At 29.5% G+C, this 17363-nt stretch carries 17 protein-coding genes; 4 read left to right on the forward strand and 13 right to left on the reverse strand.

The features are described 5' to 3' along the window. Nucleotides 1–63: 63 nt before the first annotated feature. Together rpsA and DP68_RS04890 are read right to left on the reverse strand one after the other, a co-directional pair. Nucleotides 64–1233, reverse strand: a complete 1170-nt coding sequence (rpsA, locus tag DP68_RS04885) for a 30S ribosomal protein S1 (RefSeq protein WP_035306932.1) — start codon at nt 1231–1233, stop codon at nt 64–66. Between the two features lie 140 nt (nt 1234–1373). Further along, a complete protein-coding gene (locus DP68_RS04890) occupies nt 1374–2507 on the reverse strand; it encodes a D-alanyl-D-alanine carboxypeptidase family protein (protein WP_052085654.1) in 1134 nt (377 codons plus the stop codon). A gap of 131 nt (nt 2508–2638) precedes the next feature. Here DP68_RS04890 and DP68_RS04895 point away from each other — a divergent pair, with 131 nt between their 5' ends. Together DP68_RS04895 and ytfJ are read left to right on the forward strand one after the other, a co-directional pair. Next, nucleotides 2639–3217 (forward strand): DUF2953 domain-containing protein, encoded by a 579-nt coding sequence (locus DP68_RS04895; protein WP_035306935.1) that lies wholly within the window; start codon nt 2639–2641, stop codon nt 3215–3217. Between the two features lie 2 nt (nt 3218–3219). Continuing rightward, on the forward strand, nt 3220–3657 hold the full coding sequence (gene ytfJ, locus DP68_RS04900) for a GerW family sporulation protein (RefSeq protein ID WP_035306937.1): 438 nt from the start codon (nt 3220–3222) through the stop codon (nt 3655–3657). 31 nt (nt 3658–3688) lie between these two features. Here ytfJ and scpB read toward each other — a convergent pair whose 3' ends face one another. Both scpB and DP68_RS04910 read right to left on the reverse strand, forming a co-directional pair. After that, nucleotides 3689–4291 (reverse strand): SMC-Scp complex subunit ScpB, encoded by a 603-nt coding sequence (scpB, locus tag DP68_RS04905; protein ID WP_035306940.1) that lies wholly within the window; start codon nt 4289–4291, stop codon nt 3689–3691. Further along, on the reverse strand, nt 4284–5027 hold the full coding sequence (locus DP68_RS04910) for a segregation/condensation protein A (protein WP_035306943.1): 744 nt from the start codon (nt 5025–5027) through the stop codon (nt 4284–4286). The genes scpB and DP68_RS04910 overlap by 8 nt, the downstream gene beginning before the upstream one ends. Nucleotides 5028–5278: 251 nt before the next feature. Here DP68_RS04910 and DP68_RS04915 point away from each other — a divergent pair, with 251 nt between their 5' ends. Further along, a complete protein-coding gene (locus DP68_RS04915; protein WP_035306946.1) occupies nt 5279–6646 on the forward strand; it encodes an HD domain-containing protein in 1368 nt (455 codons plus the stop codon). Nucleotides 6647–6712: 66 nt separating this feature from the next. On the opposite strand, the gene DP68_RS04920 is transcribed toward DP68_RS04915, so the two are convergent. Further along, the gene (locus tag DP68_RS04920) at nt 6713–7900 is read right to left on the reverse strand and encodes a D-alanyl-D-alanine carboxypeptidase family protein (protein WP_035306950.1); all 1188 of its coding nucleotides are present in this window, start codon (nt 7898–7900) and stop codon (nt 6713–6715) included. Nucleotides 7901–8102: 202 nt separating this feature from the next. Between DP68_RS04920 and DP68_RS04925 the strand changes: the two genes are divergently transcribed. After that, nucleotides 8103–9896 (forward strand): C69 family dipeptidase, encoded by a 1794-nt coding sequence (locus tag DP68_RS04925; protein WP_035306952.1) that lies wholly within the window; start codon nt 8103–8105, stop codon nt 9894–9896. A 75-nt stretch (nt 9897–9971) separates the two neighbouring features. Here the strand turns inward: DP68_RS04925 and DP68_RS04930 are convergent, their stop codons facing one another. The 8 genes from DP68_RS04930 to spoIVB all read right to left on the reverse strand — a co-directional run bounded on the left by DP68_RS04930 (nt 9972) and on the right by spoIVB (nt 17231). Next, nucleotides 9972–11276 (reverse strand): pyrimidine-nucleoside phosphorylase, encoded by a 1305-nt coding sequence (locus tag DP68_RS04930; protein WP_035306955.1) that lies wholly within the window; start codon nt 11274–11276, stop codon nt 9972–9974. Between the two features lie 98 nt (nt 11277–11374). Then, nucleotides 11375–12196: a purine-nucleoside phosphorylase gene (locus DP68_RS04935; RefSeq protein ID WP_035306957.1), complete on the reverse strand. Its 822-nt coding sequence runs from the start codon at nt 12194–12196 to the stop codon at nt 11375–11377. 20 nt (nt 12197–12216) lie between these two features. After that, on the reverse strand, nt 12217–13032 hold the full coding sequence (locus DP68_RS04940; protein WP_035306959.1) for a purine-nucleoside phosphorylase: 816 nt from the start codon (nt 13030–13032) through the stop codon (nt 12217–12219). Between the two features lie 14 nt (nt 13033–13046). After that, nucleotides 13047–13925 (reverse strand): site-specific tyrosine recombinase XerD, encoded by an 879-nt coding sequence (gene xerD, locus DP68_RS04945; RefSeq protein WP_035306962.1) that lies wholly within the window; start codon nt 13923–13925, stop codon nt 13047–13049. A 60-nt stretch (nt 13926–13985) separates the two neighbouring features. Beyond that, a complete protein-coding gene (locus DP68_RS04950) occupies nt 13986–14216 on the reverse strand; it encodes a hypothetical protein (protein ID WP_035306965.1) in 231 nt (76 codons plus the stop codon). 45 nt (nt 14217–14261) lie between these two features. Then, complete coding sequence (gene spoIIM, locus DP68_RS04955) at nt 14262–14888, reverse strand: stage II sporulation protein M (protein WP_035306968.1); 627 nt, start codon at nt 14886–14888, stop codon at nt 14262–14264. A gap of 133 nt (nt 14889–15021) precedes the next feature. Further along, complete coding sequence (gene spo0A / locus DP68_RS04960) at nt 15022–15843, reverse strand: sporulation transcription factor Spo0A (RefSeq protein ID WP_035306971.1); 822 nt, start codon at nt 15841–15843, stop codon at nt 15022–15024. 167 nt (nt 15844–16010) lie between these two features. Continuing rightward, nucleotides 16011–17231: a SpoIVB peptidase gene (gene spoIVB / locus DP68_RS04965; RefSeq protein WP_035306973.1), complete on the reverse strand. Its 1221-nt coding sequence runs from the start codon at nt 17229–17231 to the stop codon at nt 16011–16013. Nucleotides 17232–17363: the final 132 nt, after the last annotated feature.

The following is a 17363-nucleotide window of genomic DNA, read 5'->3' on the forward strand; positions in this document are numbered from 1 at the left end:
AATTTTAATTAATTAAAATTAAATATGCCTAGTTCTTAGCTATTTTTTTATTAATAATGTAAGTTATTTATTCCAATCTTTTAATTTATCTTTAAATACATCTGCTAATGTAAATCCTTCAGTTTTATCATTGTATTTTTCTAAATCCTCTTCTATATTCGTTGATGCTGATTTTATGCTTAAAGATATTCTTTTATTCTCACTAGATATTTCAAGTACTTTAACTTTTACTGTATCTCCAATTTTCAATACGTCAGAAGGCTTTAGTATCCTATCATCTGATATCTCACTAATATGTACAAGTCCTTCAATTCCATCTATCACTTCTACAAATGCTCCAAAGTCCATAAATTTTACCACTGTTCCTTGTACTATATCTCCTTCTTTAAGCTTATTTAATACTTCATTCCATGGATCAGATTTTATATCCTTTAAACCTAATGAAATTCTTTCTTTTTCCTTGTCAAAATCCAATACATATACCTCTACAGTGTCTCCTACTGAAACAACCTCTGATGGGTCATTAACTCTTTTCCAGGATAAATCAGAAAGATGTATTAATCCTTGTACTCCTCCTAGTTCTACAAAAGCTCCAAATTTTGCAAGTCTAACTACTTTACCTGTTCTCTTTTCACCCTTTTGAAGTGAATTTAATAATTCTTGCTTTTGTTTTTCCCTTTTTTCCATTTGCACTTCCTTTGCCGAAGCAACTACTTTTCCCTTGTGTTTATCAAATTCTATTAACTTAACTTCTAATTCCTTGTTATTATACAAGTTTAAATCTTCTACATAATTCATAGATAACTGAGACGCTGGTATAAAACATCTTATGCCGCTTATGTAACCTATAATTCCTCCTTTTACTACTTCTTTTGTTTTTATATTAAATATATCTCTATTTTTAAATGTCTGTTCTAAATTATCCCATGATTTTATAACATCAGCATTTTTCTTAGAAAGTAATACATTACCTTCCCCGTCATTTAACTTAATTATAGATACATATATTTCATCATCAGGTTTAATTATTTCTTTTAAGTTTATCTCTTCATTAGATACTTCATTTCTTGGTATTATTCCATCTGACATATATCCTATATTTACCAAGACCTCATCATTAGTAACTGAAATAACCCTACCTTTTACTATGTCACCCTCCTTAAGCTTCTTCATTGATCTTTCTATTTCTCCCATCATGTCTTTCATAGAAATTTCATCATTATGTTTTTCCATAAAGTTTTCACTCTCCTTAATTATAAGCTCATTAATTATTTTCAAATAACTTTAAATATATTATACCAAATTTTTCTTCTACGATATAGAAAAACAGGGAACTAAACTAAACATTTTAATGTCCCTGTATTGTATGATTATTATTTTTTTGAAATTCTATTAAATATATTTATTTTTTTAAGCCAGCCTATTTTGTAATCATTTCCAGCGGCTAAATTATCACTATATACTATTTTATCTTTATTCAATATACATATTCTTCCTACATTATCTCCTTTATTTATACCTGCTTTTATTTCCTTTGGTATTATTATTTTCGCTTCAAAATCATCTCCATTTTTGATTGGAAGAACTATATCATTTTTACACTGCAAACTTATTTTTGGATCTACCTTAGGACCATGTGCTATTATATCCCCTTTACTAAAGAACTTTTTATACTCAAAGTTCTTTTCAATATAATTAAATATTTTTATAGTTTCCTTCCATCTTTCCGGAGCATTGAAAACAACTATTACAATTTCATGTCCCTTAAAATCTGCAGAAGTAACAAGACATTTACCTGCTTGACCTGTATATCCAGTTTTCACTCCATCAGCAAAAGGCATAAGCCAAAGTATCTTATTTATGTTATTATAACTTCTGCTAAATCCATATGCGTTTCCATCTACTTGTTTTGATCTTACGATTCTATTGAATATGTCACTTTTTTTAGCTTCAGAAGTTATTAATGCCATATCATAAGCTGTAGTGTAGTGTTCTTCATTATCTAAGCCATGAGGAGAATAAAAATGTGTGTCTATTAATCCTAAATTTAAAGCATATTCATTCATAACTTTAACGAACTCTTCTACACTTCCACTTATGCCTTCAGCTATGGCAATTGCTGCATCATTTCCAGATCTAAGCATTAATCCATATATAAGTTCTAGTAAACTTATTTTTTCTCCTTTTGAATATCCTACAGTAGAACCTTGTATACCAGCTGATCTTTTAGATATTTCAATTTTTTTATCCAAATCTCCATATTTTAATGCTACTAATGCTGTCAATATCTTAGTAGTACTTGCCATAGGCATTATAATTTCTGAATTATTTTCCACAAGTACTGACTTTGAATTTACATCCAAAGCTATGTATGCTCGCGCATTTATTGAGAGATTCTCAGTTTTATCTAATCTTTGAGCTCTTACTGTACTTATATTAGACAAAGTTAAAATTATACTTAGAAAAGCCCCTATAAATTTTGCAATAAATCTTGTATAATGTTTCATTTTTATCACCTCGCTCTTTTTTATTTTGCCTCCAAAGCTTCGTTTTAATTCTTATAAAATTAATTTTATAATGCATAATAATTATTTATATGGTTAAAATAAAAATTATTGAAGGAGGATTTGGTAATATTATGAAAATTTTTATTGGTTTCCTTATAATTTTTTTATTATTTATTCCAATACCTTTAAAGATATATATACTTTATAAAAATAATAAACTTATTATAAGATTTTATAAATTTTCCCTTTATCCTTCTAAAGATTTAAAAAATATGCCTACAACCGTTGCTAAAGTTAAAGAAAAAAGTAAACTTACCGTTGATTTTAAAAAAGCCTTTGATAAGCATACTATTAAGCAAATATTTCATCGCTTTTGTAAAAGCAAGTTAAAACCTAGCTTAAAACTAGACTTTAACTTAGATTATGGTTTTGAAGATGCTGCCTTAACAGGATTAAGTTATGGACTCTTAAATTCATTCTTTGTTCCATTGGAAAATATACTATACTCACTCTTTAAAATTAAAAAACTTCAGTTAAATGCTATGCCAGATTTTAATGGAAGCAATTTAAACTTGGAAATTAAAAGTATAATTTATATAAATATAGTTCAAATTATTAATATATGTTTTACTATAGGGTTAATACTATTTAAATCCTATAGAAACAATAAATATATACATAAAACAAAAGGAGAATTTAAGGAGGCTTAATTATGGAAAATCATCCAATTGATAATCTTATGAAGACAACAATGGAAAATATAAAAAGCATGATAGATGTAAATACAATAGTAGGTGATGCAGTTGAAACTAAAGATGGATCATTGATAATTCCTATATCTAGAGTTTCATTTGGATTTGCCTGCGGTGGAAGTGAATTAGAAAAATGTGAACCTAAAGATAGGGAAAATTCTAAGTATCCCTTTGGAGGGGGATCTGGTGCAGGAGTTAGTGTAAAACCAGTAGCATTTCTAGTAGCAAAGGAAAATTCATTAAGAATGTTATCAATTTCACCGGATAACCCTTATGATAAAGTATTAGACAACATTCCTCATATTATAGAGTTACTAAAAGGTTTTAGAAAAAATTCTGATACAGAAGATGATGTTATTATTTGCAAATCAGAGGATAATAAAAATCACCCTATCTAAATAAAATTACAAAAAAATCCAGCTCAATTTACTATATTGAGCTGGCTGCTTCCTCATTTCCTTCTTCTTTAAACTCATCTAATATTTGTTCTAAGCTTGGAAGTGCCTTTAAACTTTCAAGGCCAAAATGTTTCAAAAATTCCTCAGTAGTTCCATACAATATAGGTTTTCCTGGAACCTCTAATCTTCCACATTCTTTTATCAACTTTTTTTCTACTAAAGTTTGTATTGCTCTATCACTTTTCACTCCCCTTATTTCATCTATATCGATCCTTGTAATTGGTTGTTTATATGATACTATAGCTAAAGTTTCTAAAGCCGCTTGTGATAGGGATTGTCTTACATTTGTTTTTAAAAGTTTTTGTACATAATTGCTGTTTTCTTCCTTAGTTACTAATTGAAAATTACTTTCTAATTGAATTAATTTTATTCCTCTATTATCTTTTCCAAATTCATCTTTCATATTGCTTAATATTTCCCTTGTATAATCAATGTCGCATTCAATTATATTACTTATTTCTTTTATATTTAATGGTTCCCCACTCATAAATAATAAAGATTCTATAATAGACTTGTACCTATCCTTAATAGATGCATCTAGTAAATCTATTTGATTAATATCCTTTTTATTCATCTTCGTCAACCCTTTCTAAGTAAATTTCTTTAAAGTTATCTTCCTGTACTATTTTTAATCTTCGTAACTTTATGAGTTCTAATAAAGCTAAGAATGTAACTACTATCTCAATTTTTTCGTTACAACTTTCAGCTAAGCTAGAGAAAACTGTTTTTTTGTTCTTATGCATTAGTTCAGAAATATACATCATTTTATCCTCTATTTTGTAACTCTCCACATGAATTTCTCTTGGGATGAAATTTAAATTTATTTTACTATTATAAATTCTCATAATTTCAATATATAAATTATACAATTCTAACATGGTAATGTTGTTCAATATATTTTCTTGTTTCTTTTCTTTTATCTCTATTATTTCTGGCTTTTTACTAAACATTACTCCCATATGTTCAACTCTGTTCTTAAAAAATTCAGATGCAGCTTTAAACTTTTTATATTCTATAAGCTTGTTAATTAATATTTTTTCAGTGTCTTCTTCTAAATCCATAGCAGCTTCGTCCTTTTTCTCTTTAGGTAGAAGTTCCTTTGACTTTATTTCAAGCAATGTAGCAGCTATAACTATAAATTCCGAAGTAATTTCTAAATCCATTTCTTTCATTTTACTTATGTAATCTAAGTACTGAGTAGTTATATCAGATATTCTAACATTATATATTCCCATTTCATTTTTTTTAATAAGATGTAGTAATAAATCAAAAGGTCCTTCAAAGTTAGAAATCTTTATATTTAATGCCATTTAATATCTCCCCTAATATAATATCGTTCAACCACTTCTATCCCTCTTATTATAATTAAATCCTAATACTTTGTCTATTTTTTAAAAAAATAGATTTAATATGTCGATTCTGATAAAGTTTTTTGAATAATTTTACCCTTTTATCTTTTAAAGTATTGATTTTTTTTTTTATATAGTATACTTTAAAGAAAAAAGTAAAGAATTAGTACAAAACATTATGTTATCAAATAAAAGAAAGCAGAGGAATATAAATGAATTTTAAAATACATATACCTAAAAATCCTGCTTTAGCAATAAAAATGTTAGTTGATGCAGGTTTTGAAGCAGGTGTTGTGGGGGGATGTACCCGTGATGCTATTATGGAGGAAGAGCCTCATGATTGGGATATATGCACATCTGCTACACCAGACGAAATCCAAGTAGTGTTCAGAGACTTTAAACAGCTTGGTATAGGATTAAAACATGGCACAGTTGTTATTATTATGGATGGTGAAGAAATTGAAATTACTACTTACAGAATAGATGGTGAATACTCTGATTGCCGCAGACCAAACAATGTATATTTTACAAAGAATTTAATAGAAGATTTAAGCCGCAGAGATTATACTCAAAATGCTATCTTTTTCAATGAATTTCAGGGAATTATAGACCCCTTTAATGGAGTATCTGATATTGAACATAAAATTATTAGATGTGTAGGAAATGCAAATAAAAGATTACAAGAAGATGCTTTGAGAATTTTAAGAGGCATTAGATTTGCATCTACGCTGGGATTTAAAGTTGAAGAATCTACGAAAACAGCTATGCTTAGAAATAAAGAACTATTAAAAAATATCTCTAAAGAACGTATTACCGTTGAATTTGTAAAAATGCTTCAAGGTAAAAATGCAGTTAATATACTTGATGAATTTCAAGATATCATAACATATATTATTCCAGAAACAAAATCTATGGTTGGGTTTAAACAACACAATCCCTACCATATTTATGATGTTTGGAAACATACACTTGTTGCAACTAATAATGTTGAAGGATTAATATTAAAATTGACTATGTTTTTTCATGACATCGGAAAAACAAGCTGCTACACTATCGATGGGCAAGGAATAGGTCATTTTTATGGTCATGCAGATATTTCTGCTAAAATTACATCTGAAATCTTTAAGAGAATGAAAATTACAAATGCAGAAGGAATTAATGCAGCTGACTTAAAAGATATTATAGAATTAATTAAATATCATGACATTATGATTCACCCAACAAAACCAAGTGTTAAAAAAATGTTATGGAAATTAGATGGTAGTGCATTACAATTTAAGCGACTACTTTCAGTAAAAAGAGCTGATGCTTTAGCTCAATCTCCCACTAATTTAGCTAATCGCTTAAAAGAAATTCATACAATTGAAGAACTCTTAAATGAGGTGCTTACAGAAACTAATTGTTTTACATTAAAAGATTTAGCTATCACCGGAAAAGATTTAATTGCTCTTGGTATTCCACCTGGTAAAAGTATTGGAAAACTATTAAATAAATTACTTGAATCTGTAATTGATGAAAAATTACTAAATGAAAAAGAGACATTGTTATCTGAAGCACAAAAATATATAAATTTATCATAAGTATACTATAAAAAATTAAGCTATGTTAAGAATATAAACTTTTATCTCCTAACATAGCTTATAATGCTATACAGATTTATCAAATAAATTTTTAAAATTAAACTTTAAATTATCTAAGAAGTTAGATCTCTGGATATCTCTATCACAATATATCTTAACTTTACCCGATAACTTACCATCTACATATACTTCACAGTAGCCAATTACTTCACCCTTGTTATAACGCTTCTTCTCCATATTTACTATACATTTCTTTTCTACTTTAGAATTGGATCCTCTTTCTAAAGTAATATTTAAATCTTCTAAAGCTCTGGCCATAAAGAATTTATCTTCACTTTTACCTATTTTTATTTTTTCTATATCTTTATCCTTTTCTACAACCTTTTTAGATTCAAACTTAGAAAATCCATAATTCATAAGCATACTTGCGTCTCTATTTCTTACTTTAAAAGTTGGAGCGCCCATTATTACCGCAAGAACTCTTACTCCATCTCTAACTGCTGTGGTAGATATGCAATACTTAGCCTCATTTGTAAAACCGGTTTTAAGTCCATCACAGCCTTTGAAAAATCTTACTAACTTATTATGATTTACAAGCCCTATAGGTGATTTTCTACCTTCAGATATAGTCTCCATATATGTACCTGTATATTTTAAAACTGCAGGGTGTTTTAAAAGTTCTCTTGACATAAGTGAAATATCATATGCTGTAGTTACATGTCCTGGTGCTGAAAGTCCACAACAATTTTTAAAGGTTGTATCTTTCATACCTAATTCTTGTGCTCTATCATTCATAAGTTTTACAAACGCTTCTTCACTTCCAGATAGATATTCTGCCATGGCTGTCGCTGCATCATTACCTGAAGCTATAGCTATACCCTTTAGAATCTCCTCTACGGTTCTAACCTCACCTGTATCTAAAAGCATGCTACTATTCCCATTCTTACCCTTCATCTTTGCATTTTCACTAACAGTCATTTTATCCGTAAGCTTAATTTTACCTGAATCTACTGCTTCCATTGCTAAAAGCATAGTCATTATCTTAGTTACTGAGGCTGGAGCTAACTTTTCGTGAGAATTTTTTTCATACAATATCTTGCCTGAATTTGGCTCCATAAGTAGCGCAGATTTGGCTTCAACTTGAATTCCTCCCTCTTCTTGCGCCTTAGCCTTTACAGGAGAAAAGGATATGCCACTAAAAATAAGTGCCCCTATTAAAATTTTACTTATTATTTTTTTATTGATTTTTTTCATGTCTAATATTCCTCCTTCCTTTCAATAGTATTTTCTCCTGCATTTTAGAAATTTATCCACTAAAAAATGTTTTAAAAAATTATGAACATTATTTGTCATACATTTTGTGGTAATTACAATATACTTTATTGAAAGGAGGTATTATATAATTAACTCTTATAAATTAAATAATCATATAAGTTAACTAGAGGGGGGAAAAATTGTGTTCTTAAAAAAACTTAAAAGTTTTTCATTAACTAAAGCATTAACAACTTTATTGCTAACCTTCTTACTAATTATTTCTTTTTCCACATTTACATTTGCTAAAGAGCTAGATAGCTATAATGAAGGTTTTAAATTTGGTAAGGAGTACAAATTACAAATTTTACAAAACCTAAAGGAGGTTAAGGACAAAGCCTCTAAAAACAATATTGACATTAGCACTTTAAATAGCGATTTAGACAAAGTAGAAAAAATGTATACTGAAGTCCTACCTGAAAAGCTAAACTGGATAAAGGGACTATCTGAAAGCACAGGAATTCCTTACAGAGATCTACTTATATTTAATACATTTGATAAGAATTTATTAGGCTTACAAGGGGAATGTACTACATTTATAGCACATGGTAAAGCTTTAAAAGATGGTACAGGATCTATGATAATGAAAAATCGTGATTTGGGTGCTACTTCTTTATGTGAAGTATCCTTAGAACAAGCAGCTACTCATGCAAATAATGAACTTTATCAGGCAGCTTATATAGATATACCTGAAGCAGAAAAAACATATAAATTTGTTGGTGACCGTACTGCTGGTAGATGGGGTTATGCAATGGGAATAAATGAGCATCAAGTAATAGTAGCAGATAATGATGCTCCATCTAGAGACACTCTCGCTTTTAATACTGGCCTTCATGATAATGACCTTATAAGACTTACACTTGAAAGAGCAAAAACTGCACGTGAAGGTGTAGACATAGTAGGAAAATTAGTAGAGAAATATGGTGTAGCCTGGGGCGGAATAATGTACGAAATCGGTGACCCAAATGAATTATGGGTAGTTGAAGTTACTGGATACAGATGGGCTGCCAAGAAATACACAAATGCAGTTTCCGCAAGGTCCAATCAATATCAGATTGAAGATGATTATGATTTATCTTCTAAAGACTTGATAACTTTTGCAGAAAAACAAGGTTGGGTTCAAAAAGGATTAAGTAAGATCAACTTTAGAAAAACTTACGGAAGTACCACATTATATCCAGAAGATAATGACCTTTCCAAACGCCAAGCAGCAGAAAAATTATATTCTACAGAACAACGTTATCAAAGAGCAATGGAGCTTATGAAAAAATCTTTTGGAAATATAACACTTGAGACTATGATGAAAGGTTCAAGAGACCATTATGACACCTATACTTTACCAAGTGGTAAAGTTGTTAATACAAATCAAATTCCTTTCTATAGTTTAGGTGACAAAAATTTTGCTAACTGGGAAAACAATGAATTCATTATAGATTTCCCAAAAGATGATAAGGTTTCCACAAACCTTTATATACGTGGACTATGCAGCCACGACTTAGGTTGGGGAAGAACTATGTCTTCAGCAGTTTTATGGGCTAGACCAAATGTTCCTAACGAACTAGGATTAATGCTTCATTCTTTTTCACCTCCATGTGGTTCAATCTTTGTTCCTTTTTATGTTGGAATAGATAAAGTGCATCCAGATTTTCAAGGACCTGCAGCTGCAGCTCTCTTCCAGCAAATTGATACAAGAACATTTGCATTTTACCAAGATTACCATAATATAATAAGGGCAAAATTTGATCCTTATGAAAAAGATATGCTTTCTAAGATTCAAAACATTGAAGGCAAGTATATGGAATCAAGATCAAAGGCTGTACTAAATTCTTTCTGTTATGACGAATGCCAAGCTGCAGTTGATTTAGCTAAAGCTGTCCAGGAAGATATCACCAAAGCTGCAGTAGATAAAAATGATTGGACTCCAAGAAAAGTCGATTAATTGTAAAATTAACTAATAAATAAGTACAAAATATTAAAGAGAGTATTACACTATGATGTAATGCTCTCTTTAATATTATTTTACTATATCATATATGAGCGGAATTATATCTTCATACTTATCACTTATTACATAATTATTTAATATGTCTTTTTTAGCCTTCTCTGCCTTGTTTATATCATTAGCATGTATATATGCTAAAATGTCACCTTTCTTTACTTTATCTCCTCTTTTCTTATTTAAAACTATTCCAACAGAAAGATCTATTATATCTTCCTTAGTAGCTCTTCCAGCACCTAATTCCATAGCTATAATTCCTATACTTTCTGCATGTATTTTATTTACATATCCATCCTCTTTACTTTCTACGGGAATCATAAACTCTGATTTAGGTAGCTTATCTGTATCATCTATACAGGAAGTTTCTGAGCCTTGTGCAATCACAAACTCTTTAAGCTTATTTAATGCTTTGCCGCTTTCAATTGTATCCATAAGCATATTTCTTGCTTCATTATCACTAACAGCTTTTCCAGCTAAAATCACCATTTGAGATCCCAAAGCTAAGCATAATTCTAATAAATCCTTAGGTCCATTTCCCTTTAATGTATCTATAGCTTCTTTAACTTCCAAAGCATTTCCTATTGCTAAGCCCAGTGGTTGATCCATATCCGAAATTATAGCTATTACCTGTCTTCCTACATGATGACCTATATCTACCATTTCTTGTGCAAGCTTGTGGGCATCTTCTTTAGTTTTCATGAAGGCTCCTTCTCCAACTTTAACATCTAGAACAATTGCATCAGCACCTGAAGCAATTTTTTTACTCATTATGCTAGATGCTATTAGAGATATATTATCTACAGTAGCAGTAACGTCTCTTAATGCGTAAAGCTTCTTATCTGCAGGAGCTAAGTTACCTGTTTGCCCTCCTACTACAAGTTTTATTTTGTTTACGTTTTCTATAAACTTTTGCTCACTCATCTCTACTGATAATCCCTTAAAAGCTTCTAACTTATCAATAGTCCCTCCTGTGTGACCAAGTCCCCTTCCAGACATTTTAGCTACTGGTATTCCAAGTGCTGCTACCATAGGTCCTAGTACCAGTGTAGTAGTATCACCTACCCCTCCTGTACTATGTTTATCTACTTTTATTCCATTGATTTTAGATAAGTCTAAAATATCACCTGACCCTGCCATAGCCATAGTTAAATCTGCAGTCTCTCTTTTACTCATCTTTTGAAAAAATATTGCCATAAGTAATGCAGATGCTTGATAGTCTGGTATATTGCCATTAGTATAATTTTGCACAAAATATTCTATTTCTTCCTTACTAAGCTCACTGCCATTTCTCTTTTTTAGTATAATATCATACATTCTCATACATATCACCCCATTTAATCAATAGTTAATAATTAAGAGTTAGAAAGGATTTCTTCTGAAAAACCAGAAGAAATCCTACTTAAATCAATAATTATTAACTATAATTTCTTTACTATTCCCTTTACTAAGTTAACAAACTTAGCCATTGCCTTATTTGCTGTTTCCACTACCTTTGAATGATCTAATGGTTCCAAATTATCAGCTATAGCCATATCAGTTATACATGAAATTCCAAGCACCTTCATTCCCATATGATTTGCTGCTATTACTTCTGGTACTGTAGACATTCCAACTGCATCTCCACCTAATATTCTAAGCATTCTTAGTTCCGCTGGTGTTTCATAAGTTGGTCCTGACACTGCTGTATATACTCCCTTTTGAACCTTTATATTTAGTTTTGTCGCACACTCAAAAGCAAGTTTTACTAAATCTTTATTATATGCGCTAGACATGTCTGGAAATCTTGGTCCTAATTCTTCAAAATTTCTCCCTATAAGTGGGTTAGTACCCATAAAGTTTATATGGTCTGTAATTATCATTAAATCTCCTGGTTCAAACTCTGGATTCATTCCACCTGCAGCATTTGAAACTAATATATTTTCTATACCTAAAGCTTTCATTACCCTTATTCCAAATACTACTTGGTCCATGGCATATCCTTCATAGTAATGAAATCTTCCATTAAAAGCTATTACTTTTTTACCTTCTAATTCCCCAATAATTAATTCTCCCTTATGACCTGCAACTGTAGATACAGGAAATCCAGGGATATCTTGATATTTTATTACTTTTTTATTCTCTATATTATTTACTATACTTCCAAGCCCAGTTCCAAGTATTATTGCTGAGTCAAATTTGCTGCTATCTATACTTTGTATATATTTCTTTGCATCTTCTATCTTATGTAATAAACTTCTCATGGTTTAGCCGCTCCTTATAATTACATTTTTTCTACAATATTTGTAATAAGTCTAGTAAAGGTATCTTTAACTCTATTAGACGTCTCTATTACCTCTTGATGATTTAATGGTTGATTTAGTATTCCTGATGCCATATTTGTAATGCATGAGATGCCAAGAACTTTAAGTCCTGCATGTTTTGCAACTATTACCTCAGGTACAGTAGACATTCCTACTGCATCACCACCTATTATTCTTATCATTTTTACTTCAGCTGGCGTTTCATAGGTTGGTCCTGGCATCATAACATAAACTCCCTTTTGAATATTTATATTATGAGTTTTTCCAACTTCTTCTGATAAGTTAACTAAATCCTTATCATAAGGCATGCTCATATCTGGAAATCTAGGCCCAATTTCTTCATCATTTTTCCCTATTAATGGATTATTAAATACAAAGTTTATATGATCTGTAATTATCATTAAATCTCCTGGATTAAAGCTTGTATTTACTCCTCCTGCTGCGTTTGTAACTATTAAAGTCTTTATACCTAAAAACTTCATTATATGTATAGGAAGAGCTATTATCTCCATTGGATGTCCTTCATAATAATGAATTCTTCCTTGCATCATTACCACATCTTTTCCACTTAATTTCCCAAATACATACTGCCCTGCATGACCTACTACAGTAGACTTAGGCATATTAGGTATATCCTCATATTTCACTATAACTTTATTTTCTACTTTTTCTGCTAAATCTCCTAGTCCTGACCCAAGAATTATTCCTATTTCAGGAGAAATATCTATTTTTGATTTTATAAAATCAACACTTTCTTTTACCTTTTCTAAGTTCATACAATGTCCTCCCTTTATGCCCTAGGATGTGCCTTTTTATACACTTCAGCAATTTTGCTTTTCCTAGATATACTTGAATATATTTGAGTTGCAGCCATATCTTTATGACCTAAAAGTTCTTGAACAGATTTTATATCTGCTCCATTTTGTAAAAGATGAACTGCAAAAGAATGCCTTAATGTGTAAGAGGTTATTTCTTTATTTATTCCTGCTATTTTTGCATATTGTTTTATTATCTTCCAGAAACCTTGCCTTGTCATTTTAGTACTTTGTAAATTTAAAAATAAATATTCTAAATTATATATATTAAGTAAGCTTCTTATTTTAAGATAATTATTAATACAATCTACAGCATAACTTCCTATTGGTATTATTCTCTCCTTATTTTTGCTTCCTCTACATTTTATGTAAGATAACTTAAGATTAACATCAAAGGTTGTTATATTTAAAAGTTCAGTAACCTTTACTCCAGTAGCATACATTACCTCCAGCATAGCTTTGTCTCTTACGCCCTTTTCTGTTGTTAAATCTGGTGAATTAAGAAGTTTATTAACTTCCTCTAGCGTAAGTATTTGTGGCATATTACGCTCTATTTTAGGTATTTCATAATTTATGACAGGGTCTTCATTTATAATCCCCTGCTTCTTTAGGAATTTGTAAAAATTTCTTATAGCAATTATGTTTCTTACAATAGATGAATTAGCCTTTTTATTTTTATGTAGTTCTTGAACAAAAGCCATTATACTTATATCATCTACACCATTTAAATCCTCATTCCTAAGTAAAATAAATTTTAAAAATCTATCTATATCTCTTTTATATGCATCTAAAGTATTCTTACTCATATTTTTACTCTTTAAATAATTAATATACCTTAATAGAAATTCATCCATGTTTTTTCTTCTCCTATGTATCTTATAATATATTACTTCCACAAAACGATGAAAAATCCTTTAATATTTTAAAAATTCCTGAAATATATATATATAATTATATAATATGTCAATATTTCTATTAATAATATTGTATACTAAAATACTGTTATCATAAACAGCTACTTTATCAACAAAGTAATAAAAAAATATGTCTAAAATAAAAGGAAAAATTTCTCCAAAGAATAGCAGTATAAAAAAACACTTTACTATTTTTATAACTAGAGATTCTTCTAAAATTCTTATATTCATAATTTCTCCTCCCTGCATGTCCTATATGATTTATAAAGAAATTTTTTATATAATTATTTTTAATATATTAGGAATTATATAGGCTTCCATAAAGAATCCAACAAACATTACAGCTATTATTGCCAAAAATGAACAAGAATAACTTAACATCTTAATCCATATATTTTCTTTTACTCTTCTGTCAATTCTTTCTTTAAGAAAGTTAAGCGAAAATTCCATAGCAAGCACTGATGCAATTATCATGCAAGGTATATATATTATATTTTGAATAATAACTCCAAATATTGCAATACCTATTCCCTTTAATCCCACTGAATTAATTATAAAGCTTATTGTAAAACCTAATGTATATCCCTTTATAATTCCAATTATAAGTATTACAGGAATTCCTACCATGGTCATTCCTAATAACCAAATAAATAATATAAATGGAATATTACTTCTTATAGTATTTAAAAATACTCCCTTATAATTCAAGTTTTCTGTATTTAAATACTCAGTAAAACCTTGAAAATAACTAATTAAATCTGTTTTATATATCTCTCCCATATATTTTACTGTATATACTCCAAGTACCATTCCTGTGAATATACATATTAAGCTTATAACATAAAGCCAAAAATTTTCTTTTATATGATCATTTAAGCCCAGAACAAAATTATTTCTGCTCATATATTTTCCCCCTTGTTATTCACCTCTTAATATTTATGAATAAAGAGCTGAAAATATACTAATAAACATCTATAAATTCATTTAAAATAAAAACTCCGTAAAAATTACGGAGTTTTTATTTTAAATGATTATTTTAGGCATTATTTGATGCTCTATTTTTAAGTCTTAATTTATCAGCAACCATTGCGATGAATTCACTGTTTGTAGGCTTGCCTTTGTCAGTGTGTATTGTATAGCCAAAGAGCCTGTTAATAGTGTCTACTTGACCCCTGCTCCATGCTACTTCAATGGCATGTCTTATAGCTCTTTCTACCCTGCTTGCAGTTGTATTGAATTTCTTAGCAATAGATGGGTACAGCTCCTTAGTAACTGCTGAAAGAAGTTCCATATCATTTACAACCATTGTAATTGCTTCTCTTAAATACATATACCCTTTTATATGAGCAGGAACCCCTATTTCATGGATTATATTTGTGATTTCTGCTTCTAAGTCCATGGGTTCATTCTTATTAACTCTTACTTCAATATTTTCTGATATTGGAACACTTCTTTTTACTTCATCGCTTGATATTGTGTTATTAAACATTTGCCTTATTCTCTTAGTAAACACATCCATATCAAATGGTTTTACAACATAATAGTCTGCTCCTAATGTAATTGCTCTTTGAGTAATCTTATCTTGTCCTACTGCAGATAGAACTATTATTCTAGGCATAGGATCTATATTCATCCCATTTAGTCTCTCTAGAACTCCTAATCCATCTAGATGCGGCATAATAATATCTAAAACAACTAAATCAGGCTTTTTTTCCTCAATTAATTTTAAAGCCTCTAAACCATCCTTAGCTATACCAACTACCACAATATCTCTTTGATTTAATAAATAATCATTTAAAATGTTACAAAATTCTTTGTTATCGTCTGCAATAACTACATTAATTTTTGAATCTACCATAAACCTACTCCCCTTTTCAAATTAATTCCCATATCTTAACAAATAATAAATTCGACAAAAGATAGAGAATTCCTTCTAAATAAAAAAATATTTTATCAAAACTATAATAGAATAGACAATATTTTTATACATTATCTATTCTATTATACTAACTATTTATTAAATTGTTAATTGTTATATTTCACCATATCAGCTTCTTTTAACATCCATTCTATATATATACCATATCCTGTATCTGGTTTGTTTATAAGAACATGTGTTACTGCACCAACTATCTTATTATCTTGTATTATAGGACTTCCACTCATTCCCTGTACTATACCACCGGTTTTATTTAAAAGTTCTTTATCAGTAACCTTAATTATCATACTTTTAGGTCCCGGCGCACTTTGTGGAAGCAACTTTTCAATTATTATATCATAAGTTTTAGGTTGATTTCCCTCAATAGTAGTATATATTTTTGCTGGACCTTCTTTTATTTCATGTCTTAAAGCTATAGGCATTTTTTTTGCATACTTATTTTTAAGTTCTAAATTTGCTTTACCAAAAATACCACATTCGCTGTTTCTTGAAATTTTTCCAAGAACTATATCTTCATCAATAAATATTCCTTTTAATTCTCCTGGTGCCCTTTTTACACCTTTTCTTACAGAAACGATGGATGAATTTATTATTTGTCCTGATCCCAATGGAAGTATTGACCCTGTATCAACATCTGTTATTGGATGACCTAATGCTGCAAAGATCTTATTGTCATCATCATAAAATGTTAAAGTTCCAACTCCTGCAGTAGAGTCTCTTACCCATAATCCAATTTTATATTTTCCATTTATGTCTTTAATAGGTTTTATAACCTTCTCCATTGTTTTTCCTTGTCTATCTATAATTACATTTAAATCTTTCCCTTCTGCAATATTGACTAAAGATGAAGTTTTTTCCGTACCTGTAACTTTATCACCATTTATTTCAATAATATTATCTCCAATTTCTATACCTGATTGAGCCCCTGGACTTGTAATTTTTCCTTTAGAAGTTTCTACATCTGATAATGCAATTACTAAAACACCTTTTGTTTTAAGCTTTACTCCTACTGGTTGCCCTCCTGGGTATAGCTTTATTTCTTCTGGAACTGACTTTACTTCTACAGTTTTAACCTTTAATATTCCAAGTAAACTTACATTTACATTTTTACTTTGGCTATTTAATCTACTGGATGCACTTACAGTATTTTCTTGAACTAATTTTATTATATTGCTTGATTCAAGCTTCTCTCCTTCTCTTATAAAAATTGTAGTTGGTATATTGAAGGCTTGATAATAGGCAACCAAAGTAAATAACAGGATGGATAACACAAAACAAAGTGTATATTTAATTTTAAATTTTCTCATCATTATACCTCCTGTCTTTCTTTTTATATCCTTAAGTTGCCCAGTTCAAAAATTTATTATGTTATTATTCTTTTGTATAAGCAGTTAAGTATTACTTGTTTAAACTAAAATTAATAATTAAAATCAAAAAAA

It is taken from the genome of Clostridium sp. HMP27, assembly GCF_000765165.1.
Classification (GTDB): Bacteria; Bacillota; Clostridia; order Clostridiales; family Clostridiaceae; genus Clostridium_AK.